This is a genomic window from Marinomonas sp. S3726, from assembly GCF_000967665.1.
Classification (GTDB): Bacteria; Pseudomonadota; Gammaproteobacteria; order Pseudomonadales; family Marinomonadaceae; genus Marinomonas.
Genome location: NZ_JXYC01000005.1, coordinates 89,129 through 114,518 on the forward strand (window position 1 = coordinate 89,129; position 25,390 = coordinate 114,518).

General features: G+C 41.2%; 24 protein-coding genes and 1 pseudogene. 14 read left to right on the forward strand and 11 right to left on the reverse strand.

The genetic code is table 11. The annotated features are described in order from the left end of the window. Positions 1-317: 317 nt before the first annotated feature. From TW85_RS26435 to TW85_RS05020, 3 genes and pseudogenes are all read left to right on the forward strand, one after another. Positions 318-1,127, forward strand: a pseudogene (locus TW85_RS26435) (catalase); the annotation flags it as partial. 108 nt (positions 1,128-1,235) lie between these two features. Further along, the gene (locus TW85_RS26575) at positions 1,236-1,469 is read left to right on the forward strand and encodes a catalase-related domain-containing protein (RefSeq protein ID WP_272947154.1); all 234 of its coding nucleotides are present in this window, start codon (positions 1,236-1,238) and stop codon (positions 1,467-1,469) included. A gap of 144 nt (positions 1,470-1,613) precedes the next feature. Then, positions 1,614-1,964: a DUF6164 family protein gene (locus TW85_RS05020; RefSeq protein ID WP_046016076.1), complete on the forward strand. Its 351-nt coding sequence runs from the start codon at positions 1,614-1,616 to the stop codon at positions 1,962-1,964. 29 nt (positions 1,965-1,993) lie between these two features. Here the strand turns inward: TW85_RS05020 and TW85_RS05025 are convergent, their stop codons facing one another. Then, complete coding sequence (locus TW85_RS05025) at positions 1,994-2,407, reverse strand: CBS domain-containing protein (protein WP_046015999.1); 414 nt, start codon at positions 2,405-2,407, stop codon at positions 1,994-1,996. Positions 2,408-2,672: 265 nt separating this feature from the next. Here TW85_RS05025 and rlmF point away from each other — a divergent pair, with 265 nt between their 5' ends. Beyond that, the gene (gene rlmF, locus TW85_RS05030; protein ID WP_046016000.1) at positions 2,673-3,656 is read left to right on the forward strand and encodes a 23S rRNA (adenine(1618)-N(6))-methyltransferase RlmF; all 984 of its coding nucleotides are present in this window, start codon (positions 2,673-2,675) and stop codon (positions 3,654-3,656) included. 80 nt (positions 3,657-3,736) lie between these two features. Here rlmF and TW85_RS05035 read toward each other — a convergent pair whose 3' ends face one another. The 4 genes from TW85_RS05035 to TW85_RS05050 form a co-directional block, all read right to left on the reverse strand. Beyond that, the gene (locus tag TW85_RS05035; protein ID WP_046016001.1) at positions 3,737-4,651 is read right to left on the reverse strand and encodes a pseudouridine-5'-phosphate glycosidase; all 915 of its coding nucleotides are present in this window, start codon (positions 4,649-4,651) and stop codon (positions 3,737-3,739) included. Continuing rightward, a complete protein-coding gene (locus TW85_RS05040; RefSeq protein WP_046016002.1) occupies positions 4,648-5,724 on the reverse strand; it encodes a PfkB family carbohydrate kinase in 1,077 nt (358 codons plus the stop codon). The genes TW85_RS05035 and TW85_RS05040 overlap by 4 nt, the downstream gene beginning before the upstream one ends. 218 nt (positions 5,725-5,942) lie before the next feature. Then, a complete protein-coding gene (locus TW85_RS05045; protein WP_046016003.1) occupies positions 5,943-7,520 on the reverse strand; it encodes an alkaline phosphatase in 1,578 nt (525 codons plus the stop codon). A 346-nt stretch (positions 7,521-7,866) separates the two neighbouring features. Continuing rightward, positions 7,867-9,561, reverse strand: a complete 1,695-nt coding sequence (locus TW85_RS05050) for a methyl-accepting chemotaxis protein (RefSeq protein ID WP_052701878.1) — start codon at positions 9,559-9,561, stop codon at positions 7,867-7,869. Positions 9,562-9,887: 326 nt separating this feature from the next. On the opposite strand from TW85_RS05050, the gene TW85_RS05055 reads away from it, so the two are divergent. Continuing rightward, positions 9,888-10,610, forward strand: coding sequence for a 1-acylglycerol-3-phosphate O-acyltransferase (locus tag TW85_RS05055; protein WP_046016004.1), 723 nt, complete (start codon positions 9,888-9,890; stop codon positions 10,608-10,610). 124 nt (positions 10,611-10,734) lie between these two features. On the opposite strand, the gene bfr (TW85_RS05060) is transcribed toward TW85_RS05055, so the two are convergent. After that, a complete protein-coding gene (bfr, locus tag TW85_RS05060) occupies positions 10,735-11,202 on the reverse strand; it encodes a bacterioferritin (protein WP_046016005.1) in 468 nt (155 codons plus the stop codon). Between the two features lie 14 nt (positions 11,203-11,216). Next, positions 11,217-11,681, reverse strand: a complete 465-nt coding sequence (gene bfr, locus TW85_RS05065) for a bacterioferritin (protein WP_046016006.1) — start codon at positions 11,679-11,681, stop codon at positions 11,217-11,219. 494 nt (positions 11,682-12,175) lie between these two features. Here bfr (TW85_RS05065) and TW85_RS05070 point away from each other — a divergent pair, with 494 nt between their 5' ends. The 5 genes from TW85_RS05070 to TW85_RS05090 all read left to right on the forward strand — a co-directional run bounded on the left by TW85_RS05070 (position 12,176) and on the right by TW85_RS05090 (position 16,587). Further along, positions 12,176-12,406: a ParD-like family protein gene (locus TW85_RS05070; protein WP_046016007.1), complete on the forward strand. Its 231-nt coding sequence runs from the start codon at positions 12,176-12,178 to the stop codon at positions 12,404-12,406. A gap of 22 nt (positions 12,407-12,428) precedes the next feature. Next, positions 12,429-13,202, forward strand: a complete 774-nt coding sequence (gene map, locus TW85_RS05075) for a type I methionyl aminopeptidase (RefSeq protein ID WP_046016008.1) — start codon at positions 12,429-12,431, stop codon at positions 13,200-13,202. 298 nt (positions 13,203-13,500) lie between these two features. Further along, positions 13,501-14,646: a TauD/TfdA family dioxygenase gene (locus tag TW85_RS05080; protein ID WP_084616122.1), complete on the forward strand. Its 1,146-nt coding sequence runs from the start codon at positions 13,501-13,503 to the stop codon at positions 14,644-14,646. 224 nt (positions 14,647-14,870) lie between these two features. Further along, positions 14,871-16,148, forward strand: a complete 1,278-nt coding sequence (locus tag TW85_RS05085; protein WP_046016009.1) for a diguanylate cyclase — start codon at positions 14,871-14,873, stop codon at positions 16,146-16,148. Between the two features lie 73 nt (positions 16,149-16,221). Next, positions 16,222-16,587 carry a VOC family protein gene (locus TW85_RS05090; protein WP_046016079.1) on the forward strand — a complete coding sequence of 122 codons (366 nt, stop codon included), beginning with the start codon at positions 16,222-16,224 and terminating at the stop codon, positions 16,585-16,587. A gap of 64 nt (positions 16,588-16,651) precedes the next feature. On the opposite strand, the gene TW85_RS05095 is transcribed toward TW85_RS05090, so the two are convergent. Beyond that, the gene (locus tag TW85_RS05095) at positions 16,652-17,113 is read right to left on the reverse strand and encodes an Lrp/AsnC family transcriptional regulator (protein ID WP_046016010.1); all 462 of its coding nucleotides are present in this window, start codon (positions 17,111-17,113) and stop codon (positions 16,652-16,654) included. Positions 17,114-17,320: 207 nt separating this feature from the next. Between TW85_RS05095 and TW85_RS05100 the strand changes: the two genes are divergently transcribed. Together TW85_RS05100 and TW85_RS05105 are read left to right on the forward strand one after the other, a co-directional pair. Beyond that, complete coding sequence (locus TW85_RS05100; protein ID WP_046016011.1) at positions 17,321-18,277, forward strand: DMT family transporter; 957 nt, start codon at positions 17,321-17,323, stop codon at positions 18,275-18,277. Positions 18,278-18,302: 25 nt separating this feature from the next. After that, on the forward strand, positions 18,303-19,493 hold the full coding sequence (locus TW85_RS05105) for an amino acid aminotransferase (protein ID WP_157196890.1): 1,191 nt from the start codon (positions 18,303-18,305) through the stop codon (positions 19,491-19,493). A gap of 82 nt (positions 19,494-19,575) precedes the next feature. On the opposite strand, the gene TW85_RS05110 is transcribed toward TW85_RS05105, so the two are convergent. From TW85_RS05110 to TW85_RS05120, 3 genes are all read right to left on the reverse strand, one after another. Continuing rightward, complete coding sequence (locus tag TW85_RS05110; protein ID WP_046016012.1) at positions 19,576-20,532, reverse strand: ornithine cyclodeaminase family protein; 957 nt, start codon at positions 20,530-20,532, stop codon at positions 19,576-19,578. A 149-nt stretch (positions 20,533-20,681) separates the two neighbouring features. Next, positions 20,682-22,343 carry an energy-dependent translational throttle protein EttA gene (gene ettA, locus TW85_RS05115; RefSeq protein ID WP_046016013.1) on the reverse strand — a complete coding sequence of 554 codons (1,662 nt, stop codon included), beginning with the start codon at positions 22,341-22,343 and terminating at the stop codon, positions 20,682-20,684. Between the two features lie 163 nt (positions 22,344-22,506). Then, a complete protein-coding gene (locus TW85_RS05120; protein ID WP_046016014.1) occupies positions 22,507-23,430 on the reverse strand; it encodes a DMT family transporter in 924 nt (307 codons plus the stop codon). A gap of 217 nt (positions 23,431-23,647) precedes the next feature. Here TW85_RS05120 and nrdR point away from each other — a divergent pair, with 217 nt between their 5' ends. Beyond that, positions 23,648-24,133 (forward strand): transcriptional regulator NrdR, encoded by a 486-nt coding sequence (gene nrdR / locus TW85_RS05125; protein WP_046016015.1) that lies wholly within the window; start codon positions 23,648-23,650, stop codon positions 24,131-24,133. Between the two features lie 17 nt (positions 24,134-24,150). After that, positions 24,151-25,302 (forward strand): bifunctional diaminohydroxyphosphoribosylaminopyrimidine deaminase/5-amino-6-(5-phosphoribosylamino)uracil reductase RibD, encoded by a 1,152-nt coding sequence (gene ribD / locus TW85_RS05130; protein WP_046016016.1) that lies wholly within the window; start codon positions 24,151-24,153, stop codon positions 25,300-25,302. Positions 25,303-25,390 lie beyond the last annotated feature (88 nt).

The window sequence follows — 25,390 nt, forward strand, 5'->3', positions numbered from 1 at the left end:
CAACGGGAGGCGAGGTATTTAGAGTGGTTAAACTCGCAATCAAAACGATCTCGCTCTTACTCTTAGTTGGGTATGTTTCCAACTACTTAAATTTTGGACCTAATAATGATATTTTTCAACATCTAAATTTTCTGTAAAAGATAAGCGATCACTTTACTGCTGGAATCGAGAGTAGTCGATTGTTTTTAACAAAATCTATAAAAGTGGTAAAGATAAAATTATATATAGGTTTCATAAGTCACTGTATTCTAATGAATTAATTGTATTTCATATATTATATTGAAATTGATTATTGCTCATAAGGACAAGACTCATCAGATTATGCACGTGATCCTAGAGGCTTTGCTGTTAAGTTTTACACTCAAGAAGGTAATTTTGACCTAGTGGGGAATAATACCCCCATCTTTTTCCTAAATGATCCGATTAAGTTTCCTGACTTTATTCATTCTCAGAAAAAAGATGCCAGAACCAACTTACCTAACCCAGCAAACATGTTTGAGTTCTGGGCGAACTACCCACAATCTTTGCACCAAATGACCATTCTTATGTCGGATCGAGGCATTCCAGCCAGCCTTAGGCACATGCATGGTTTTGGTTCTCATACTTTGAGTTTTTGGAATCAAGACGGGGAACGAGTCTGGGTTAAGTGGCACTTGAAAACAGATCAGGGGGTGAAGACATTAACGGAAGAAGAGGCCGCTTTAAAACCTGCCCATGGCGCTCAGCAGGATTTAGTTGAAGCAATTGATAGCGGTGATTTCCCGAGTTGGACAGTCAAGTTACAGGTGATGACAGAGAGTCAAGCGGCTAACTTTGCGATTAACCCTTTTGACCTAACCAAGGTATGGCCACATGCTGATGTGCCTTTGATCGAAGTGGGTAAGCTAGAGCTTAATCGTAATGTTGATAACTACTTTGCTGAGACAGAGCAAGCGACCTTTGCGCCAAGTAATTTGGTGCCTGGCATAGGTGCCTCTCCAGATAAAATGCTACAGGCAAGACTGTTAGCTTATCAAGATGCTCATAGATATCGTGTTGGGACTCATGCAAGCCATATTCCGGTTAATGCACCTAAATGCCCAGTGAATCATTATCAAAGAGATGGTGCGTTTGCTAGCGTCAATGCGGGGGCGAGTGCTTGCCCTTATGGTCACGGTTCACAGCCTGAAGTGAACTTCTATCCTAATGACAGAGCTAATGAGCCTAAACCAAATGCCAATTTACAAGCGCCTATGATGCCAGTGCTTGAAGATGCTTGGATAGGTGCTCACAGCCAAGATGAGGAAGACTACTACTCTCAAGCTGGGGACTTATTCCGCTTGATGAATGATGATCAAAAAGCACAGCTAGCAAAGAATATTGCTGGTGGTCTATCCCAGGCAAATGAGTCGATTCAATCTCGTATGTTGGCGCAATTTGCCAAAGCGGATCAAGCTTATGCGGATGCTGTTGCTGCCTTGCTAAAGTAAATCAGGTTGACGAGTAAGAAAGAGCAAAGCCCATAACCTTTAGGTTATGGGCTTTTTTTAATGATGTTTAAGCTAAAAGATACCTTTATAAAAAGCTTTTGCTTATTATGTGCCACCTTAAAGACACTCGAAGGAAGCTCCAGTATGGCCAAAATAATCTTCTCGCTAAAATATGTGGAAGAGGATGAAGCAAATGACATTCGTCAGTTGCTTATGGAGAATGAAATTGAGTTTTATGAAACCACAGCAGGTCGCTGGCAAATTTCCTTGGCGGCAATTTGGATTCGCAATAATGAAGATTTCGACAAGGCTAGAGCGTTAATTGAAGCGGATCAAAAAGAAAGGCGAGAAGCTTATCAAGCCAATATGCCTGACATGAGGCTGCTGCCTTCCTTATGGCGACAATGCCGCCATAATCCGGTTGAGTTTGGTTTTACCCTAGTTGCCATCGTCTTTGTGTTAGGCCTAACGCTTTGGCCCTTCTGGCTAGTTTGATTGCCTAAAGCCAAGAAGACCTTGATGGTCTAGACAGGCACACAATTCTTTTGGCTTTCAATTAAGGCAACCGCTATCTGATGCCTGGTTACTATGCCAATAATGCGTCTGTCTTCTACGACAGGATAAACTTTCGGTTTTCTATCTAACATCATTTTAGCTAAGGTCATGACGGTATCAGTGGGTTTCACTGTTAGCACATCCGTTTGCATGACAGATTCGATAGAGTTGGGCTGATTGCAATAATAGGCATTCTGTAGAAGTTGTGGCAGTACATCCTGCTCTGATACAAATCCAATTAGATTACCGTACTTATCCGCCACGGGGGCACCCGATAACTTATGACTTGAAAGACCTTGTATTAGATCGTTGATGCTGGTCTGTTGAGTCACATAATAAGCATCTCTAGACATGATATCTCGTATTTGCAATGTCTCTTTCATACACTGTTTCTCCTTTTAGAGCTTGATATGTAAGAGTTGTCCTAAATCTAAGTTTAGAGGGTGTCTGCTTAAAATGCCTTGTCAAAAACTAAAATTTTATAAATAAGGCTAATAGCTTTTAACTGTTAAGAGGCTTTATTGGCTTGTTATTGAGTAGCAGAGCTTAAAGCAAAGCTAAGAGACCTTAGTTGTGTATTTTTTATAACCTGCCAGAGAGACTATTGATGGGGTATACTAGGCCTTTCCTATTGTTATTGATGCCTTTATGACCAAAGCAAAACATCAACCAAAACGTGGTTCACGTAATCAGAAGCTAGAGTTACATCCTCGTAACCCCCATAGGGCGAGGTATGACTTTGCCTTGCTAGCTGATTCTAGTGCTGAACTGGCACCTTTTATCAGAACCAACAAGTTTGGTAATGAGTCTATCGACTTTGCTGATGCAAAAGCGGTAAAGGCACTTAATCGAGCCCTTCTGAATCACTTTTACGGGGTGAGCTTTTGGGACATACCTGAGGGTTACTTGTGTCCACCTATTCCTGGGCGTGCTGATTATATTCACCATCTAGCGGATCTTCTTGCTACGAGTAATCAAGGAGACATTCCCAGAGGCAAGGGGATAAAGGCCTTGGATATTGGTGTTGGTGCTAACTGCGTTTACCCTATTATTGGTCATAGGGAATATCAGTGGCAATTTGTTGGTAGTGACATTAACAAGGTCGCAATCGATACAGCTAACGCGATAGTGTCTTCAAATACCTGCTTAAATGGCAATATAGATTGTCGATTGCAGACGTCTAATAGGCTCATGTTTGAAGGCATTTGGAAACAAGATGAGCGCTTTGATCTGACATTATGTAACCCTCCTTTTCATAGCTCTAATGCGAAGATGCAAGCGGAATCTCAGCGTAAGTGGAAAGGCTTAAATCAGGGGCAAAAAATACCGTCTAAGCAAGGCCTTAACTTTGGCGGCCAAGACAATGAGCTTTGGTGTGAAGGTGGGGAAGAGCGCTTTATTAATGACATGATTACCCAAAGTGTCGACTTTGGTGAGCATTGTTACTGGTTTACCAGTTTAGTCTCTAAACAGGCAAACTTATCTGGCATATACCGCAAACTAAAGCAGGTGGGTGCCAAGGAAGTGAAAACGGTTGAAATGGCGCAAGGTCAAAAGGTTAGCCGGTTTGTCGCTTGGACCTTCTTAATGCCAGATCAAAGAGATTATTGGGCAGATAATTACTGGAAATAAACAACCCGTTTGAGAGCCAATAAAAAGGCGCATCCTATAGCAGGATGCGCCTTTTTAGTTTTAACACGATCGTTTATGACTTAGTCAGTGACCAGGTCAGCAGCGATTTTAGAGGCAAGTTTAGCATTGTTAAAGACGAGCTCTATATTACTTGCTAAGCTGTTACCGCCCGTTAACTCAGCAACACGGGCTAGTAAGAAAGGAGTTGATTCTTTACCACCGATGTTTTGTTCCACAGACTCTGCTAAAGCTTGTTCAACCGCTTGGTCAATCGCCGCTTTATCCATAGCAAACTCATGTGGAATCGGGTTAGTGACAACCACACCACCTTCTAGCTTCATATCCCATTTTGCTTTTAGGAAATCGGCAATCTGAGTTGCGCTACTAAGGTTGTAATCTACTGTGTGATCACTTTCACGGGTATAGAATGCAGGCAGTTTATCTGTATTAAAACCTAATACAGGGACACCTTGAGTTTCTAAGTACTCACGGGTAAGACCAAGGTCCAGAATGGATTTCGCGCCAGCGCAGACAACAGCAACATTGGTTTTAGCAAGTTCTTGCAAGTCAGCAGAAATATCAAAACTGGTTTCAGCGCCTCGGTGAACGCCACCAATACCGCCTGTCGCAAAGACTTTAATGCCAGCCATTGCGGCAACTATCATGGTTGCCGCTACTGTGGTTGCACCATGTTGCTTAGTTGCCACAACAAAAGGTAAATCACGACGAGAGCATTTGATAACAGAAAGGCCTGCTTGGCCTAGTGTGTCTATTTCTTCATGACTAAGGCCTGCTTTTAAACGACCATCTAGAATTGCAATGGTGGCTGGTACTGCACCATTATCACGAATGATCTGTTCTACTTTTTTTGCTGTTTCAGCATTTTGAGGCCAAGGCATACCATGTGAAATAATGGTACTTTCTAAGGCGACAACAGGCTTGTTGTTGGCAAGAGCTTCTGCTACTTCTGGGCTGATATCTAGATACTGTTTCATTTCTTGGCTATCCATTTTTCAATATTTTTTTGACTAATATTTGGGTTGTTGGCGGCATCTGATTCTAGTGTCATGGCTGAGCATGCACTGGCAAACTCTAATGCCTTATCAATTGGCCATCCGTTAAGCTCTGCGTGAATAAAGCCTGCAAATAGCGCGTCGCCTGCACCTGTGTCACTCACTGCATCAATTTCAAATACGCCATAAGACACGCTTTGATGAGCATTCGCAAAGATCACACCTTCAGAGCCAAGGCTAAGTAAAATGTTTTTTACACCCAACGAGAGTAGTGCATGAATGAGTGCTGAGTCGTGGGCTTCGGTTAACCCTGTGATGGCTTTTGCTTCGTCACGGTTAACCTTTAATCCCGTCAGCCTTTTTAGTATTGGCTTAAGGCGAGTCGACTTTTGTACTGAAACCGCATCCGCATAAAGTTTGCCTTGGCAATTAAGCTGAGCTAACCAACTAATGCAGGATTCACTTAAGTTTGCTTCAAGTAAGAGTGTCTGAGCTGACAGTAACAAAGACTGCTTGTTACTTAACTGTGCGCCATCTAAGGTATCAATTATTTCCATATCAGATACAGCGGCTACAAGCTGGCCTTGAGGGTCATTGATGGCTAAGTAGGTACTGGTACTAAAATCAGGGTGGCGAATGACGGCATCCATATTGATGCCACTAGAGCGACACTGCTCTAATAACCAATCACCAGACTTATCTTGGCCAATCGCACTGACAAGTGAGACATCTTGCCCAAGGCGAGATAAGTTCTCAGCTATGTTTCGGCCTACTCCACCTGGGCTTTGGTGTATCTGGCCAAGGTTTGAATCTTCAAGCCGTAGCTCTGTCAATGAACGGCCGCAAATATCTAAGTTGCAACCACCGATAACAACGATATTGTTATCTTTAGGAACGATATAGCCTTTGCCTAAAATGAAGCCTTTATTGGTGAGTCGCATTATGTGACCTGCCACTGATTCACGGCTCATGCCAAGCTGATTAGCAAGCTCTTGTTGAGAGGCTAATGGGCTCTTTTTGACAGCCATTAATACTCTGTTTTCTTGTTCAGACATAAAGTACCTCGCTAACAAAAGTTTATATGATTAACAATGATTATAAATCTAACGAGCTTTAACCTTAATAGCAAGGCTTATATGATTTACTAACATAGTTTTGTTACAGCTTTTGTTATTGATTTAGCTAATAAAATGCTCATTCAGCCATAAAAAAAGCCAACCTAAGTTGACTTTTTTTATGGCGCTGAGGGTGAAGCCTCTTAGCAACCAAAAGCTTAGTTGATCTGATTCTTCATGTACTGGCCCAGTTCAGAGTGATGCATGATAGAAGAAACAGGCAGCACTTTATTTGCAGGCCCCCAAGCGAAGACATTCACTGGCACTGCTGTGTGAGTCCCTGTGCCCCAAACAATGTTTTGCGAGGTAGCAAGCTCACGACCGATCAGGTTGCCTCTATCGTTGTAAGGGAAGAAAGCATCGAAATCAGTAATAGCAGGGACTGTCTTGGCTGACAAATACTTGTGGCCTTGTGAATGGTAAGGGTTTTCCTTATCCATAAGAATGCGCTTGGCTTGTGCTTCATCAATTTTGAAGTCTGAATTAGCGTTAACAATCTTGACTAAGTTTGCAGGCGTTTGTTCTGCTTTATCCAGTTTGCCAAACTTGCTTGTCATAGCATAGAAGCTCATTTTTTGATTATAAAGGGCATCTAGAATATCAAACCCACCAAAGTTGAAGTTAGGCTTGTAGTCTTGATTCTCAAAAGCTTTCCCTGAACGTTTTTGTGCTTCTGGTAAGTTCTCAGAGGAGTAACTAAATCCGAATGAGCCTGTTTCATGGTCTGCCGTTACTATGATTAGTGTATCATCACGACCCGCTGCCCACTGGTAAACACTGCCGACAGCTTCATCAAATTTTACTAACTCATTGAGCATGGAACCTGCATCATTTGAGTGGCCTGCCCAGTCGATTTGCCCACCTTCAATCATGAGGAAGAAGCCGTCTTCATCTTTTTCTAATACAGATAGGGCTTTTTCTGTCATTTCTTTTAGAGTGGGTTGTGTTCGTTCAGCGGAATCCTTGTTTAGACGATGCTCAGTACCATCCGCCATGCCTGAATAAGCAAACAAACCGAGTAACTTATCACCTGTTTGAGCATTTAATTGAGCACGGTTAAAGGCTAGGTCATAACCTGCATCTTCGGCTTCAACGAGTAGGTTACGTTCATCTTTACGTTTAGACTTTAGATAAACACTACCTTCTGTCATGTCTTTCAATTCGTTATAAACCGCACCCTTATCATTGGTGGACTTTGGAATAAAGTTTCTTAATCCACCAGATAGCATGACATCAACGCCTGTTTCTAGCATGTCGACCGCAATGTCATTTTCAAGTGATCTATGGGGCTGGTGTGCTGCAAATGCGGCAGGTGTCGCATGAGTAAGACGAGTGTCTGAAATAAGCCCTGTCGCTTTACCAAGACGCTGAGCTTTTTCTAGAATGGTTTCAACATGGTTACCGTCTTCATCTATCCCTATTACTTCTGAGCCTGTATAGATGCCGGTAGCAAGTTGAGTTGCTGAGCACGCTGAGTCAACGACTATGGCATCACTTGGGTTAGTTAAAGAAGCGCCGATAACGCCTTCTTTTGCTAATTGAGCTAGGGAGGTTGTGCGTCCCTTATAAATGGAGTTAGGCGCATGTTTGGCATAGGTTTCTAATAAACCTACCTGTTGCGGCCCCATGCCATCGCCTATCATCAAGATCACATTTTTGATCTCTGATGCAACAGATGTCATAGGTAAACTAGCTATTAATGTTCCGGTTAATAGTGCTTTACTGAGCTTATTCATATATCCCTCTTACAAACGTTTGATTGTTTTTTTATGATTATTTTGTATGACGCTTATTGAATATCAGGTAACGCTTTTCTTGGTTAACATTTTGCTGCATTCAATAGCGAAGCTATTTAAACCGCAAAAGATGTCACTTCTATTACATAACAAAGACGTTTGATATAAATAGTATCTATGTCGTTGCTGTCACAATACTGCAACATATTGACGTAATTAGATACTTTATGGTGATAAAGCCGAAGTTAAAAAGCGATGTAAGAAAGGAAATGGTGAGCAGAGTATAAAAAAAGCCAGCTATGCAAAGCATAGCTGGCTTTGATTTTATGATCGAATAGTAAGGGAACTAAACTTTAAACTGATGGATATTATTATTTAGTTCAATCACTTGATCAGCTATTTGTTGATTCGCTTCTGCTGACTCTTCAGCGCCTGTAGTGGTCTGTAATGCAATTTCTTGTATGTTATTAAGGTTATTGGTTATTTCTGATGCTACCTGAGATTGCTCTTCAACAGCGGCTGCAATCTGTGTATTTAAATCAGAAATCTGGCTAACAGCTTCATAAGCTTCTTCAAATGAATGGCTGGTTTCAGTGCTTTTCGCAAGACAAGCTTCTGTAGTGGTATTGCCATTTTGCATACTGGCAACCGCTTGGCTTGCCTCGCGTTGTAGTTTCTCAACCAATTCTTGAATGTCTACCGTTGATTCTTGTGTCCTTTGCGCTAAAGATCGTACTTCATCGGCAACAACTGCAAAGCCTCTACCTGTTTCACCTGCACGGGCTGCCTCAATGGCAGCATTTAGAGCGAGTAAGTTAGTTTGCTCTGCAATACCTCTAATGGCATCCAGTACTGTGCCGATACTTTCTGTTTCTTTGGCTAGTGTTTCAATATCTTTTGAAGTGCGTGTCACTTCATCAGCCATTTCTCTGATGATTTCTTGTGTTTCATTGGCAGAACGCTTGCCCTTATCAACGCTTTCTTTCACTCTTTCGGCGATTTGTGCCGCTGATGCTGTGTTAAGTGCAACTTCTTGAGTGGCTGTATTCATCTCGGAGACAGCATTAGAAACAATACTTGTTTCACCTTGTTGGGTTTTGATTGAGCTTTGAGTTTCTGCTGTGATTCTTAAGGCAGTATTTGATGAGTCAGCAAGCGCTGTTGATGAATCCGTAATTCTTTGAATGGTGTTTGCCAAGCGTTCGATAAAACTATCAAACGAGTTCGAAAGCTTACCTATTTCATCTAGGCTATTGCTATTAATTCTTAAGGTTAGGTCGCCATCACCTGTTGTAATTTCTGTTAATCGGTTTTGTAAATTTGCTATTGGTTTGATAACCGTTTTACCAACGAGTATAGAAATAGCCAAAGCAAAAATGACTGATGCGATTAATGATACGGTAATCATATTGATTGCATTAAGCTCGTCATGTTCTGCTTTCAATGCTGACTTTGCTGTGAATTCTTGAATGTCAGCTAATACACCGATAAGTTCTTTATCAAGTTCATCTTGATGCTTTTCTAAGGTAGGCAGAAGAGTTAACGCTTCTTTCATCTTATGACTTTCCAATAAGTCAGCAACCTGAAAAGATTCTTTTTCAGTTTGTAAAAAGCTTTTTTCAATGACTTTCATCGTAACTGCTAAAGATTCAAGTTTATCAATGGCCGCTTGTGAGTGAGCAATGTCCAATGCCGCTTGAATCAACTCTTCTGCTTCAGCAATTTCATGTTCTATTTTTTTAGAAAGAGTTTTCATTTTTTTGATGTGTTTATCTCTGCTTTTCTTATACTCACCAGCGTTCGTTTCAATTAGAACGCCGTATAAAACAGACCTTTCTAGCTCTATAACTTGAGCTAATTGGTGCTCAGTAATTTGAGTCATTAGATTATTTAAAGGGATATTAACTTCAGCAATATCGACAATTTCAACGCCAATTTTCTTCATCTGAGTTAAACCAAGCATCCCCACAAGGAAAATAAGGCCTAATAAAGAAGCCCCTAGGAAATAGATTTTATGAGCAATTTTAATACGATTAAGCATGGTAAATATCTCAATTAGGTTATTGATTTACTTCTTAAAGATCTTGTAAAAAAATAACTGATAATAGAATTTTAGACTTCATCTAAAAATGATTAATATTATGTTAATAATCATAACGTCATGTCCATGATTAAGTCATAAGTATAATTGTATTTTTTTTACAGTTTGAAATCTTATGTACCTTTTTATTGCAAAAGGTAGGATTAATGCAGGTTTGTGTTGTTTTTGTGTCAAACCTGTACTTTTAATCACTTAATATCCAATTAAACTTATTAATAAAACTGAATGACGCTATAATGATCTATTCGTTCTAATTAGGTTTATTTATGCTATTTCCCATTAGGGTGATTCTACTTACTCTATTACTACTTGCGGTTACCTTTTACGGTTTGTTGGTTTTTCCTTTTTATTATCAATCTAAAAACAGGGTATACCTTGTTACTAAGTGGTTTCAGCAGGCAAGCCGAGTATTTGGTTTGCAGGTAAATGTCATTAAAGATCAGGTTGCTGAAAGTGTAGGACAAGCCGTTTATATTGCAAATCATCAAAACAACTTTGATCTCTTCACTCTGGTGCATGCTGTCCCTAAAAGAACCGTTACGATTGGTAAAAAAAGTATTGTTTGGATTCCTATCTTTGGTCTTTTATATTGGATTACTGGGAATTTTTTGCTCAATCGATCAAACCGTAAAAAGGCTATTGCCACCATAGATCAAGTGGTGGATAAAATGCGTGAAACAGGCTTATCCATATGGATGTTTCCAGAAGGCTCAAGGAGTCGAGGGCGTGGTTTTTTACCTTTTAAAGCAGGGGCTTTTCATGCTGCTATTCAAGCTGGGGTTCCTATCGTTCCTGTTGTGTGTAGTAATACTCATAGACAAGTGAATTGGCATCGTTGGAATAATGGCAAGGTATTGGTTGAGATGTTGGCGCCTATTTCGACTAAAGGATTAACCGAAAGGGATGTGCCTGCATTGATGTCGAAATGCGCTGAGCTTATGTCACAAAAACATCAAGAATTAAATCGCCTTTTAGGCCGTCCTATTTAAGGAAATCGATTAGAAACACTGCTAATAACTAGATATAAAATTAGACATAAAAAAACCACCTTATGAATCTAGGTCATAAGGTGGTTTTTTATTGCCTAATCGCTAAAAAAGACGAACTTTCAGCTTACATTTGCGACTGAAGGTAGTTTGGTAAACCAAGCATCTTGATAAGCCCAAGTTGCTTTTCTAGCCAGTAAGCGTGATCAATCTCTGTATCATCCAGTAAAACTTCTAGCATTTCACGCGTGTTATAGTCTTGTACGTCTTCACAGATCTTGATGGTTTCTTTTAGCATGGCTGCTACTTCATATTCGACTTTAAGGTCGTTTTCTAGCATTTCTGGTACATCTTTACCGACACGGATAGCTTCACGTGTGACTAGGTTAGGTGTGCCTTCCAAGAAAAGAATGCGTTCGATCAATTTGGCAGCATGGCCTTTTTCATCATCAAATTCGTGATCAATGCGCTCATACAGCTTACTTAAACCCCAATCATCATACATACGAGAGTGAATGAAGTACTGGTCCATTGCTGTCAGCTCATTGGCAAGCAATTTATTTAGTGCATCGATAACCTGTTGGTTGCCTTTCATCTAAGCTCTCCTTGTTAAACTTGAGATTGTAAGTAGTTTTCTAAGCCAGTATTGGCAATAAGGTATTCTTGCGTTTCAAGCCAGTCTAAATGCTCTTCTTCATATTCAAGAATATCTTCTAATAAGTCGCGGCTAATATAGTCTTGTTCTTTTTCACACAAGGCAATTGCATCTTTTAGCTCGGCAATTTGCTCTGTTTGAAACTTAAGGTTGCAACTAATAATCTCAACCGGTGTTTCACCAATATTTAGGTGGCCTAGTTGTTGAAGATTAGGTAAACCTTCTAGAAAAAGAACACGTTCGATCAGGTCGTCAGATTGTTTCATGTCCTTAATCGATTTTTTGTAGTTTTTAGAATTAAGCGCGTCTAAGCCCCAATTCTTGCACATGCGTGCATGTAAAAAGTACTGGTTAATCGAGGTTAACTCAGTTTTAAGAACTTTGTTTAAGGCCGTAATGACCTGCTTGCTACCTTGCATAATACCCTCGCAACACAGATATGATTGTTTAAAGTTTGTACGCAATTATAGTGTGAATTTCAAATAAAGAAAGTGAAATCTTATGAAAAAGTGTTATTTTTCAATCTCTTACGAATGGTTTTCGTTATCATTATGAGGTAGGGTCTCAGTTGTTAATGAGAACGATAGTTAGTTTGCCAATATTTTGTCAGCCTAATATAAAAAAGCACCCTATATCAGTGATATAGGGTGCAAGAAGAGGTGAACTAAGGAAACCATATCAAAGATTAAAGCTCTTATTTTTCCCTGTTAGATCATTGGCAAACTCAAAAGCTTAATCGCGCCAGCTAAGCTGTGTAATTTAAGATTAGTTCAGTATTTACAAAAAGGTTAACTTTTTCTGCAGCTTATCTTGTTAGGTGAATAGAAAAGGGCAAAACACTATCTAAATATAAAATATAGCGTTATGATTCGATTTATATATAAAATATAGCAATTCGTATAAGGTTTAAATTATGGGAATAGTAAAAATTTCGGACCCTTTACATGATGAGATTCGTAAAACGAGCAATGTCATGTCACGGTCAATCAACTCGCAGGCTGAATTTTGGTTAAAAATGGGACGTTTAGCTGAGATGAATCCAACTTTAACTTTTAATGACATTATTCAGATGCAGCTGAAGCTAGAAGATGAGATCAGCCAAACTGATCAAGTAGAAGAAACACAGTTGCGGGCTTTAACTTAAAGGCACTCATAAGGAATAAAAAATGGATAAAGCCATCATTAAGTCTGAAACAGAAATCAATCTGATGCGTGAATCTGGCCAACTGTTAGCTAAGGTATTTGATATGCTCGATGGCTATATAAAGGTTGGAACTACGACGCTAGAGATAGATCAAAAGGTAGAAAGCTATATTTGTAATGAGCTTGCTGCTCGACCCGCAAGCAAAGGGCAATATGATTATCAGTTTAGTCTTAATGCTTCGGTCAATGAGGTGGTGTGTCATGGTGTGCCAAGTACGTATCGCTTAAAAGGTGCCGATATAGTCAATATTGATGTGACCTTAGAAAAGAACGGTTTTATTGCTGATTCTAGTAAGATGTACCTTATGCCTAACGCTAGCCCCATAGCTAAAGCCTTGGTTAAAAAGACTTATGAATGCCTTTGTTTTGGTATTCGTCAGGTTAAACCTGGTGCTCGTCTTGGTGATATAGGTGCTGCTATTCAAGCTCATGCGCAATCATCCGGTTATTCTGTCGTCAAAGAATATTGCGGCCATGGTATTGGCCGTGAAATGCATGAAGCACCACAGGTTTTACATTATGGTCAATCTGGCACTGGGTTGGTACTGGAGCCAGGTATGACATTCACGATTGAACCTATGATTAACCAGGGTCAGGCTAAGGTGAAAACGAAAAAAGATGGTTGGACGGTCGTCACCAGAGATAAAAAGCTTTCTGCTCAGTGGGAACATACTATTTTAGTGACGGAAACTGGCTATGAAGTACTGACATTAAGAGCGGATGAAGCGCCAATTTAGACATTGTTTTGATGGGCTTTGCTTCTTCATTATGATTCATGCGTTATTTAGCCATAAAAATGAAATCATCTAGGTTAATGGATTGACTTGTTTACAGGGAAAATTTACATTCAAAATCTTAGATACCTTATTACAGAGTAATGGATTGATATGATCACTGTGATTGGCCAACGAGCAGGCCATCCTCATCTTAAAGCCAGCGATTGGTGGCCTTCCCCACAGTATTAATTTGCTTTATTCGCCCCTGTGCGAATCTTTTCTATTTTTCTAATTAATCAATTTTATGAATGGTGTCTTCATGACGACTTCTGTATTTAATAATGCTGTGCCTACTGTATTAAAAGCCCAACTTGACTCGTCACTTCGTATGCTAGTGATTCACTGGACAAACACTGAATCTAGCTACTTCCCTTATGTGTGGCTGAGAGATAATGACCCTGCAGGCTTTCATCCGGACACAAAAGAGCGACAGTTTGATTTAACCCGCATTAATTTGGACGATGATATTTGTGATTTTGCGCTAGACCAAGAGCATATACGTCTAAGTTGGCTAGAGGAATCTTATACCGCAGAATTTAGTTTGGCTTGGTTATTTGCGAATCAGCCAGGTAAAACCGTACCTGATCCTGCTTTAAGTGATGCGACCTTGTGGCGTAGTGATCTTACAGGAGGTGATATTCCTCGTTCTAATGCGAATGACATTTTAACGCAAGATAATGCCTTGCTTACTTGGTTAAGAGATACCCAAGCCTATGGTTTGTCTATCGTCGATGGACTCGCTGATGATGTTAAAGCGGGTACTCAGGTGGCACAAAAAGTTGGCTTTTTAAGAGAGACAAACTTTGGTGTGGAGTTTGAAGTTAAGTCAAAACCTAAGCCAAATAACCTGGCTTATACTTCAATTGCTTTACCATTACATACGGATCTAACTAATCAGGAGTTACCGCCTGGTTATCAATTCTTACATTGTTTGACCAATGATGCAGAAGGGGGCGGTTCTATTTTTTGTGATGGTTTTGCTGTCGCAGAAGATTTACGCCGTGCGGATATTGTCGCCTTTGATTTATTAGTGAACACCCAGATCCCTTGTCGTTTTCATGACGAAGATTATGACATACGCAGTCGTAAAGCCGTTATCAACCTTGATGATCAAGGGCAGGTTAATGAAATTTGTTTTAACCCTCATTTAGCCAGCACTTTGGATATCGCACCTGAATTAATGCACGCTTACTATCGGGCTTATCAAACCTTTATGAAAATGACGAAGGACCCAGAATATAAGGTGTCCGTTATGCTTAAAGGTGGTGAAATGGTGGTGTTTGATAATCGTCGTGTACTACATGGCCGTGATGCCTTCGATCCTCAATCTGGTGCGCGTTATCTGCATGGTTGTTATGTAGATAGGGGCGAGTTTGAAAGCCGTTTAAGAGTACTTTCTAAGTAAAAAGGTCTAGAAATAATCACCATATGCCACACTTTTAAGATAATAAAGGTGTGGCTCTTTTCACTACTTGGGTGAAATTTTTTGTAAATCAATTCAGTTTTTTTCTCTTTTAAATACTCAAAACTATAAATTTTACTAATCTTTAAATACTTTCTGCAGTTCTGCATAGAAAGGCTATATTTTTAGACATAGGGAATGGTTTTGTTTATCAAAAGGATCATTGAATGAAAATTGACTCGTCTTCACCTGTAAGTGACTCTCTTACCTTTATTGCCATCATAGATAATATTTTTTCTGAAGCTCAAAGTTTGGCCCAATCCCTTGTGGAATTTAACTTTGATGCTCAAGCGTTTTCTTCGTTTGACGTCGCGAATATTGAAATACAGCAACGTACACCAGACTTGGTGATCATAGGCCAGTCAGCTATAGATAGACTAGACGAAGACGCATTCGCCTTGGCTGAGCGTTTGTATCTGCAAAAAATCCCCTGCTTTTTATATTTAACTCATGATGATTTTTATAGTCGATTAAGGAGTGTGAGATCGCACTTTAGAAAGCATTATGTCAAGCCTCTTGAGCTTACTCGGGTGGTAAATCATGTACGAACAGAATTGAAACTAGATAAGAGTGCTAACTCAAGGGTTTGCATTGTTGATGATCAAATTTCGGTATTAAACTATTTGAAATCAACGTTAGAAAATGAGGGGCTGGATGTTTTTGCTACAACTAATCCTATTGTTTTGATTAAGGAAATGCAGTCATTTGAGCCCGATTTATTTATGTTTGATATCAATATGCCTGAAGTAACTGGGATAGAGCTAGCGCGGATTATTCGCCAATTTGAGCATTTTAGTGCTGTTCCCATTATCTTTTTGAGCTCGGATAACTCGCTAGATAATAAGCTTGAGGCAATTAAGGGTGAGTGTGATGACCTGTTGCCTAAAAACCTACCGATTGAGGCAATCGTGTTGCAAGTCAAAAGCCGTATAAAGCGCAGTCTGAATATTCGGCGGTTGACTATGCAAGATAGTTTAACTGGCCTTCTCAACCATAAAAATATTGTTTCAGCTGCTTTGAAGGCCTTTAATTTTTCTAGGCAGACGCAAATGTCTACCTCCATCATGATGATAGATCTCGATAACTTTAAATTTGTGAATGATACCTACGGTCATGCTGCGGGAGATAAGGTGATTGTTGCATTAAGTCAGCTGTTAAAAGGTCGTTTGAGTAAAACAGACAAGATTGGCCGCTACGGTGGTGAAGAGTTTATGTTGGTATTAAAGAGTGATAGCCATAAACAGCAGCTTAAGTTTATGAATGAGATTAGGGAAAGCTTTTCTAAGCTCATATTTCATCATAATCAAATTCAATTCAATGTGAGCTTTAGTGCTGGTTGGGCAAAGTGTTGCGATTTTCAGGACTTTACGCAAATGTGCCAAGCGGCTGATTCCGCACTTTATCAGGCCAAAAAAGAGGGTAAAAATACAATTTGTGTCGGTTAAAAGGTTAAATAAAAGCTGCATTATTGATGGGGCTATTTTATTGTGTTGGTTACAATTTAAATGGACTAAAAAAATGCAGTTTGCACATTTTAATATCTCTGCTCCTATGGCCTTGTTAGAGGAAGTAAAAGACTTTTATATTCATCTGTTTGGACTGGAAGTGGGGTTTAGGCCTAACTTTTCTAACCAAGGGTATTGGTTATATTTTGATGCTAAACCCATACTGCACTTAACACAGGATGAAGACAGAAAGCATGCTCTAGGTGCGCTGGATCACATCGCTTTTAGCCTCACAGGGCTCGAAGCTTTTACCCACAAATTAGAGACGCTTGGCGTTGAGTATCATCTTCAAGAAGTATCTCAGATAGGAATCTACCAAGTATTTTTTCATGACCCGTCAGGTATCAAGTTAGAAGCTAATTTTAATAACCAAGCTTGAGATGTATGTGAATAAGCTCTCCCGCCTCAGCGAGCAGGTAAAAGCCTTTTTATATAAAAAGCTGCTAGCCATCAAAAACAAGTGGTAGGCTGGCGGCTGTTTTCACGGTTCTTATAGCAAAGTTACTATTGATACTTTTTACATGGGGTAGTGCTTGGGTTTGATGCAAAGCCTTTTCATAACCTTTTAAATCTTTGGTGACAATTTCAAGGCGATAGTCGGCCACGCCGGAAACAAGAAAACAAGAAATGACATAGTCTTTTTCAAGCACGGCCTGTTCAAATTCGGTACTGGCATGGTCCTTATTGTTGTCTAAGGTAACGTCAACAAAGATAGTCATGGGCAGGCCTGACTTCTCTCTATCTAAATTTGCTCTATAGCTGGTTATGACGCCTTCTTGCTCCAGTCGTTTTACGCGACGTAAACAAGGAGAAGGGGATAAATTTACTCTTTCAGCCAACTCAACATTGCTTAAGCGGCCATCTTCTTGCAGCGCTTGAATGATATTAAAATCGATCGCATCCATCTCGTCTCTCTCATATGTGTTTGATATTGGCATGTTTGAAAATATTAGCATTTAAAATGAGTGATATCTGCTAAATATGCCTTTTATATTGGCTAATTTAGCAAGGACATGCTCGTCGACTTTGATTAATAATGAGATTAATTCAGTTTACTTTAAAAACGTTTACTTAAGTCTTTTGTTAAGCCAATTTCGATCTTGAGGTGTTCCATGTCTAGTTCAAATACTGTTCCTGCTTATCGCGTCCTCGCCCAAGGAAGACAGTACCATTTAGGGGTAATGTCAGCCCTAGTGACCGCCTGTATTTGGGCCAGTTGGCTTATTTCTGTCAAAATGGGGGCGACTTCAAGCCTGACTATGTTCGATCTTTCTATGATGCGATATGGCATGCCAGCTCTTATCTTTGCTTACTTTACATATCAAGCCCGCGCGCAAATTCGTAAAGTGCCATTGCATATTTTGGGTGGAATAAGCTTGGGTGCAGGAGTACCTTTTTTCTATCTTGCTTCACAAGGTATGCATTTCGCTCCCGTTTCCCATGCTGGGCTATTAATTCCAGGTACCTTTCCCTTATTTGTGACTGGGATTGCGGTTTTGATATACAAGGAACCTTTAAGCTCACAACGCTTTATGGGACTTGCTGCCATTGCGATAGGCATACTGACCTTACTTGCTGAGTCATTTTTTGCAGGCTCAGGCCAGGTTCTAACAGGGGATTTATACTTTTTAGGGGCAAGTTTTTGCTGGGCTTTGTTTACTGTTAGCCTGCGTGTGTCCGGCCTGCCTCCACTGGCTGCTACGGGATTATTAGGCTTAGTGTCTTGTAGTTTGTTACTGCTTCTTTTTGCTTTTGGGCTACTAGATTCAGGTGTGTTCGGAGCAAATCAAACATTAGATATGTCTCTGATTGGAACACAGTTTTTGATTCAAGGAATCATGGTGGGCTTGGTGACGGGTTTTAGCTATGGCTTTGCTATTCGCCAAATTGGAGCAGAAAATACGGCGGCTATTGGCTCTTTAACCCCTGTCATTGCCTCTGTGGCTGCTTATCCTATTTTGGCGGAGACATTATCTATCAATGGTGTTTTGTCCATGTCTTTGATTTGTTTTGGTGTTCTATGTGCTAGTGGTGTAAAACTAAATAAAATTTGGTTTTTCAAAAAATAAATAATTAGCTTGTTAAGGTAATAAGATGATTTTAGACAACTTGGATGCTGCTGCCGCAGACCCGATATTATCTTTGTCGGTAGCTTGTCGCGCGGATGAAAGAGCCCATAAAATTGATTTGGGCATAGGGGTTTACCGCGATAATCAAGGTAATACTCCGGTTATGCAGGCGATCAAACAGGCTGAGGCACGTTTGCTTGAAGAACAAAACTCTAAAGTCTATGTCGGCATGCCAGGAAACGAATCCTTTAATGCTGCCATGATGGATTTATTAATTGGTGAGGGCGAGAGTAAAGCGCGTTCGGTTGGTGTTCAAACACCGGGTGCAAGTGGTGCGCTTCGAATGTTAGCTGATGTGATTAAGCTATCTGCCCCAGATGCAACCGTTTGGCTGTCGGATCTTAGTTACGCTAACCATGCGCCAATTATGAAAACAGCTGGTCTTAAAGTGCGTTATTACGCTTACTTTGACCCTGAAACTAAGTTGGTCAATAGCCAAGCTATGTTGGCAGACATTAGCCAAGCGGGTGCTAATGATGTGGTTCTCTTGCATGGCTGCTGCCACAACCCAACAGGGGCTGATTTATCATTTGAAGATTGGCAAGCTGTCACTGAATTAGCTCAGAAACAGGGCTTTTTACCCTTTATTGATATTGCTTACCAAGGCTTTGGCGATGGTATGGATGCTGATGTCACGGGTTTTAGGTATCTGGCCGAAAGAGTTGAGTCTTATTTAGTGGCAAGCTCTTGCTCCAAGAACTTTGGCCTCTATCGTGAACGTACAGGTTTGGCTGTGATAGTGGGCAAGAGTCTTGAGCAAAGCAATAAGATCAAATCTCGCATGTTAGAGTGTGCGAGAAGTACCTATACCATGCCACCTGACCATGGTGCTGCCTTGGTGGATATGATTTTGCGAGATCAAACGCTAAAGCAGACTTGGCTTGATGAAGTAGATGCGATGCGCCATCGTGTGCAAGGTTTAAGAGAGCAGCTAGCCGGTGCTTTACGAGAGAAGAGTGGTAACCCACACTTTGACTTTATTGCTCAGCATAAGGGTATGTTTTCTGTTTTAGGTATTACCCCAGAGCATGCACAAGCCTTGAGACAGGAGCATGCTATTTACCTTGTTGATAGCGGTCGAATTAATATCGCTGGCATGCAAGAAGCTCACATAGATTACATCGCTGAGAAACTTTTGGCGGTCACGGGTTTTTAGTCTCTGCTGGTATTTTTGCGTGAAAAGTAAAAAGCCTGATTAAGTCACTTAATCAGGCTTTTTTATGGTGAGGTTTTAGGTTCTATTTACTTAAACTTTGATAGGCTAATATTGCGGCGGCGAGGTCTTCTCTTGAGTCACCTACTGACTTAAAAACTGTGATAATTTTCTCTGCATCTGGATAAGCGTTTCGCCCTTTATGAGCATTGGAGCAAAGCTCAGTAAACTCGGCTTGAATGTCTTCTTTTTGAATCACACCGGCTTTCAACGGAATAATAATATCGCCTGCTTCGCTCAACGCTCCTGCTCTGGTATCAACAAATACCTTGGCTTTTTTCAATGCTGCGTTATCGGCTTCTTGCATCTCTGGGGTAAAACCACCCACCAAATCAAGGTGACAGCCAGGGTTTAACCAGTCACCTTTAATGATGGGCTCTTTGCTCATGGTGGCACAGCTAATGATATCAGCGTTTGCTGCTTCTTGGGCTAGTTCATCAGGTCTGCAAACTTTGGCTGTGATGCCTGCTTCTATCAAGTCTTCAACGAGCTTCTCTGCGCCTGCTAAATTGCGGTTATACACACTGACGTGGGTAATAGAGCGAACGGATCTATGTGCGGCAATAAGATTACGTGCCATGCGCCCTGAGCCCACCATAAGCAGACGAGATGCATCTTGTCTTGATAAATAGGAAGAGGCTAATGCTGAGGCTGCGGCTGTTCTGCGTGAAGTTAATTCATTACCTTCTAGTTGGGCGAGGTTGGCGCCAGTTTTACCTGAGCTCAATAAGTAGTTACTGGTAAGGCCTGGCAGCCCTTTGTCATTATTACTGGGGAATACAAATACTTGTTTTACACCACAGTATTCACCTTCAAGCCAAGCCGGCATTAGCAATAACATGGCGTCTTTCTCTTGAGGAACATTCAGTACATGGTGATGACGGACAGGGGAGGTAACTTTACGGGTAAAGATGTCTCTTAAGGCTTCAACAAGGTCCTGCCATGGGAGAGCTGCTTTAACTTCTTGCGCGGATAACTGCATACAAAATCCTTTTCAAAAGACGAATTAGAGTGTTCAAGCATTTGAATTTCAGCTGTTTACTGAATGCCAAAATGAAAAAAGCCCTCTAAACATATCATGTTTGAGGGCTTAATCTAGTCTGGCGACTTAAACGTTATTCAGGGCGTCGTTTAAGCGTCAATGCGCTTGTACTTGATACGAGTTGGTGTTGCTTCGTTACCAGTACGTTGCTTGTAGTCAACTTCGTATTCCGCATAGTTACCTTCAAAGAAGACCGCTTTAGAGTCACCTTCGTATGCAAGAATATGAGTGGCGATACGGTCTAGGAACCAACGGTCGTGGGAAATAACAATCGCTGCACCTGGGAAAGCCAATAGGGCGTCTTCCAGAGCACGTAATGTTTCCACATCCAAGTCGTTGGTCGGTTCGTCCAATAGTAAAACGTTGCCGCCTTCTTTTAGCAGTTTTGCTAGGTGTAAACGGTTACGCTCACCACCAGATAGGTGCTTCACAAGCTTTTGCTGATCAGACCCTTTAAAGTTAAAGCGGCCAATATAAGCACGTGAAGACACTTTAAAGTTGTTGATCATTATCATGTCAGAACCGTCTGAAATTTCTTCCCATACGGTTTTTTCACCATCCAGTTCACGCATCTGATCTACATAGGCAAGTTGTACTGTTTCACCTAGCGTTACTGTGCCTGAGTCTGGTTGTTCTTGACCTGTGATCATTTTGAATAAGGTTGATTTACCCGCACCGTTACCACCTACAACCCCAACAATCGCACCTTGTGGCATAGATAGGTTTAGGTCTTCGATGAGTACTCTATCACCAAAGCCTTTGCTGACATTTTCGATATCAATAACCTTGCTACCTAGACGTGGACCAGGTGGAATGTATAGTTCGTTAGTTTCATTACGTTCTTGGAAGTCTTTAGAGTTCATCTCTTCAAAGCGAGCTAAACGCGACTTAGATTTAGACTGGCGTCCTTTCGCATTTTGACGAACCCATTCAAGTTCAGATTTGATGGCACGTTTATGGGATGCTTGTTGTTTAGCTTCCATTTCAAGACGAGCATCTTTTTGCTCTAGCCAAGAAGAGTAGTTACCTTCGTATGGAATACCATGGCCACGGTCAAGCTCTAGAATCCAGCCTGCAGCATTATCAAGGAAGTAACGGTCGTGGGTAATAGCCACAACGGTACCTGGGTAATCTTTTAGGAAGCGTTCCAACCAGGCAACAGATTCAGCATCCAAATGGTTAGTTGGCTCGTCTAAAAGGATCATGTCTGGCTTATCTAGTAATAGGCGACATAGGGCAACACGGCGACGCTCACCACCTGAAAGGTGCTCGACATTTGCATCCCAAGCAGGAAGACGCAAAGCATCTGCTGCAACTTCTAAGGCACGATCAAGGTTATGACCTTCTTTTGCTTCGATCAGGGCTTCAAGTTGGCCTTGCTCTTTAGCTAGGGCATCAAAGTCAGCATCTGGTTCTGCGTATTCTGCATAGACGGCATCCAAGCGAGCCATGGCTTCGATCACATCTGTAAATGCTTCTTCTACTATGCCACGTACATCTTTCGTTGGATCAAGTTTAGGTTCCTGTTCTAGGTAACCAATCTTGATGCCGGGCATAGGGCGAGCTTCACCCACGTGTTCTTGGTCAACACCTGCCATGATGCGTAGTAAAGTGGATTTACCTGAGCCATTTAGACCCAAAACACCAATTTTTGCACCTGGGAAGAAAGAAAGAGAAATGTCTTTTAATATTTCGCGTTTAGGTGGAACAATCTTACCTACGCGATTCATGCTATATACGAATTGAGCCATGAGTGAATACTTACTTTTAATGGGTTGATATGTGTTCTCGAAGCTATCTGAAAGGTCGAGAACCCGCTACAAAGATGAAAGTGGACTAAGGATAGCACAGGGGCAATGCGGTCAAAATATTTTAACCGCATTAATCTGTGAAAGCCTGTAATTAGAAGGCACCTTAATAAAGCACAATAAGAGCAGCGCCAACAACTACCAGTGATGCTCCTATCCAAGCGCCTATGGCAGGTCTTTGGCCTGTGGTAATCCAGAGAATCGGCAGGATAAGTACAGGTACAGTCGCAGATAAGGTTGTGACTATGCCTATGTCTCCGTTACCTATGCCCCAAACTAAAATACTCATGCCAATCACCATGCCAATAAACCCTGTGGCAAAGGCTCCTAAATAAGAAGTAAACGAAATAGCTTTCCAAGAAAACAATGCGGTTTTATTTTGTTTGTGAAAATAAAGGTTGTAAGCAATCAGCAGCGCAAGTGCCGCGGCGGTGCATCGAATAGCTGAGGCTGCCATAGGGTCAGCGCCTGCGAGGAGGGCTGGTTTACTTAAAATAGCGCCAAATACCTGACATAAAGCAGCGCTCAGGGCGATTGCCACTCCAACCCATAAATTGCCTCTTGTTTCTTCTAAAGGGGTTGCTTTGCTGTTTTCCACTAGGTTCTTACGTTTACCATAAAGAATGGCAATCATGGCACCAGAGGTCACTAATGCACAGGCGAATAGTTCTATATAGCTTAAGGATTCGTCAAATATGAACCAAGCAATGATGATGGACATGGGGGCATTGGTAGCAAACAGAACGCCAGCACGTCTTGGCCCTAATCTGTGAACTGAGCTAAATAGAAGAGTGTCACCGATAAATATGCCGATGAGTCCTGAAATTATCAGTTGCCCTTTGTGCGCCCATAAACTGGCGTCAAAGGTTTGCGTTACCATAGCGATGAGCAAAAGCACGATGCTAGACATGACAATACGCAGTGTATTAAAACGGAATATACCAAAGTCGATAATGAGCTTAGGGGCCATTAGGCTGGTGATAGTCCAACATAGTGCCGCGACAAGACCGGATAGCTCAACTAATGACATTCCTTTTCCTTAATTTAAGCCGTTAATAACTGATCCAAGGTAGCAATACTTGAGGGGGATTTCTAGGTTTTTATCTGTCTGGTTTTAACCTAGGTGGGAGCGGGCATCTAGTAGCTATCTGAGGCTGGGGTTGATATTATGAATCTTAATTAAATGGTTGTGGTTATTCACTTTTTTAAGCAACCAGACCTCTACAATAAAATCGATAGGATGAGTCATGCGATGTCCTTTTTGTGGCGCTCAAGAGACTAAGGTTTTAGATTCCAGATTGGTGTCTGAAGGAGCTCAAGTTCGACGCCGTCGTACTTGCAATGCCTGCCAAGAGCGCTTTACTACTTTTGAGTTCGCTGAACTGCAAATGCCTAAACTCATTAAAAATGATGGTAGTCGAGTACCTTTTGATGAGGAAAAACTGCGTCGAGGTATTCAAAGAGCCTTAGAAAAAAGGCCTGTCAGTATCGAAAATATTGAAACGGCGATTATTCGAATCAAAGAAGCGTTACAAGCGACGGGCGAACGAGAGCTTTCTTCTCGTGCTGTAGGCGAAGCTGTGATGCAACAATTACAAAAGCTGGATCAGGTTGCTTATGTGCGCTTTGCATCTGTTTATCGCAGCTTTAAAGATATCAGTGAATTTAAAGACGAAATTGAACGACTTGAAAATGACTCCCAAGAGACGCTTTCAAATCATAAAAAAAGTTAACCTCAATTAGGTGAATTATGAGTACTGCAGACCATCACAACCATCATTATTGGATGGCCAAGGCAATTCAACTGGCTAAGAAAGGTCTATACACCACCCATCCAAACCCAAGAGTGGGTTGTGTTTTGGTGAGAGACTCTCAGTTAGTCGCAGAGGGATATCATAAGTTTGCAGGTGAAGGGCATGCTGAAGTGAATGCTATCGCGAATGCTAATGGCGATACACAAGGCTGCACTGCTTACGTTACTTTAGAGCCATGTAGTCATCAGGGTAAAACAGGTCCATGTGCCAAAGCTTTGATTAAGGCGAATGTAAGTCGACTTGTCTATGGTATGCAGGACCCAAACCCTGAAGTTGCTGGCCGTGGCTTGGCTATGCTTAAAGAAGCGGGTATTGAGGTTATTGGCCCAGTTATGGAAGCCGAAGTCTTGGCTTTGAATCCAGGTTTTATTAAACGTATGACAGACGGCTTGCCTTATGTGAGATTAAAACTCGCTATGAGCCTAGATGGTAGAACGGCAATGGAATCGGGTGAATCTCAATGGATTACTGGGCCAGATGCACGTCTTGATGTACAAAAGCTGAGAGCACAAAGTGATGCGATTGTGACAGGCATTGGTTCCGTTATGGCTGATGACCCGAGTATGACGGTACGCATTGATAGTAATAACCAACCTGCGCAAAGTAAGAGTGTACGCCAGCCTAAACGTGTTGTTATGGATACGGCCTTGTCTATCCCTCCTGAATCTAAGATCTTGTACCCAAGCAATCAGGTGCAAATTTTTTGCCTTGAAGACCTTGCTGAAGCCGACCATCATAAAGCGTTAGTGAAAAAAGGGGTGGATGTTACTTATGCTCAAGTCGCCGAAGAGGGTGGTATTGACCTTGTTGCTGCGATGGAAAGTCTTGCTGATCAAGGTATCAATGAAGTTCTAGTTGAAACTGGGGCAGTGCTTGCTGGCTCTTTTTTACAAGAAGGGTTGGTTGATGAAGTTGTACTTTACATGGCACCTAAACTTTTAGGCTCGAATGCGCGCCCTTTAATGCAGTTACCTTTAGACTCAATGGCGGAAGCAGTTGATTTTGAAATGGTTAATTTAAGTCAGCTAGGTAAAGACATCAAATTAACCCTTAAGCCTTGTTATGAAGATGATGAGGGAGAGGGCTAAGCTAACGCCTTTTGTTTCACTACTGATTAAAAAATATTCATAAATCTACTCAGATTTATCGTTTTTTGTGGCAATTTTCCAAGAAATG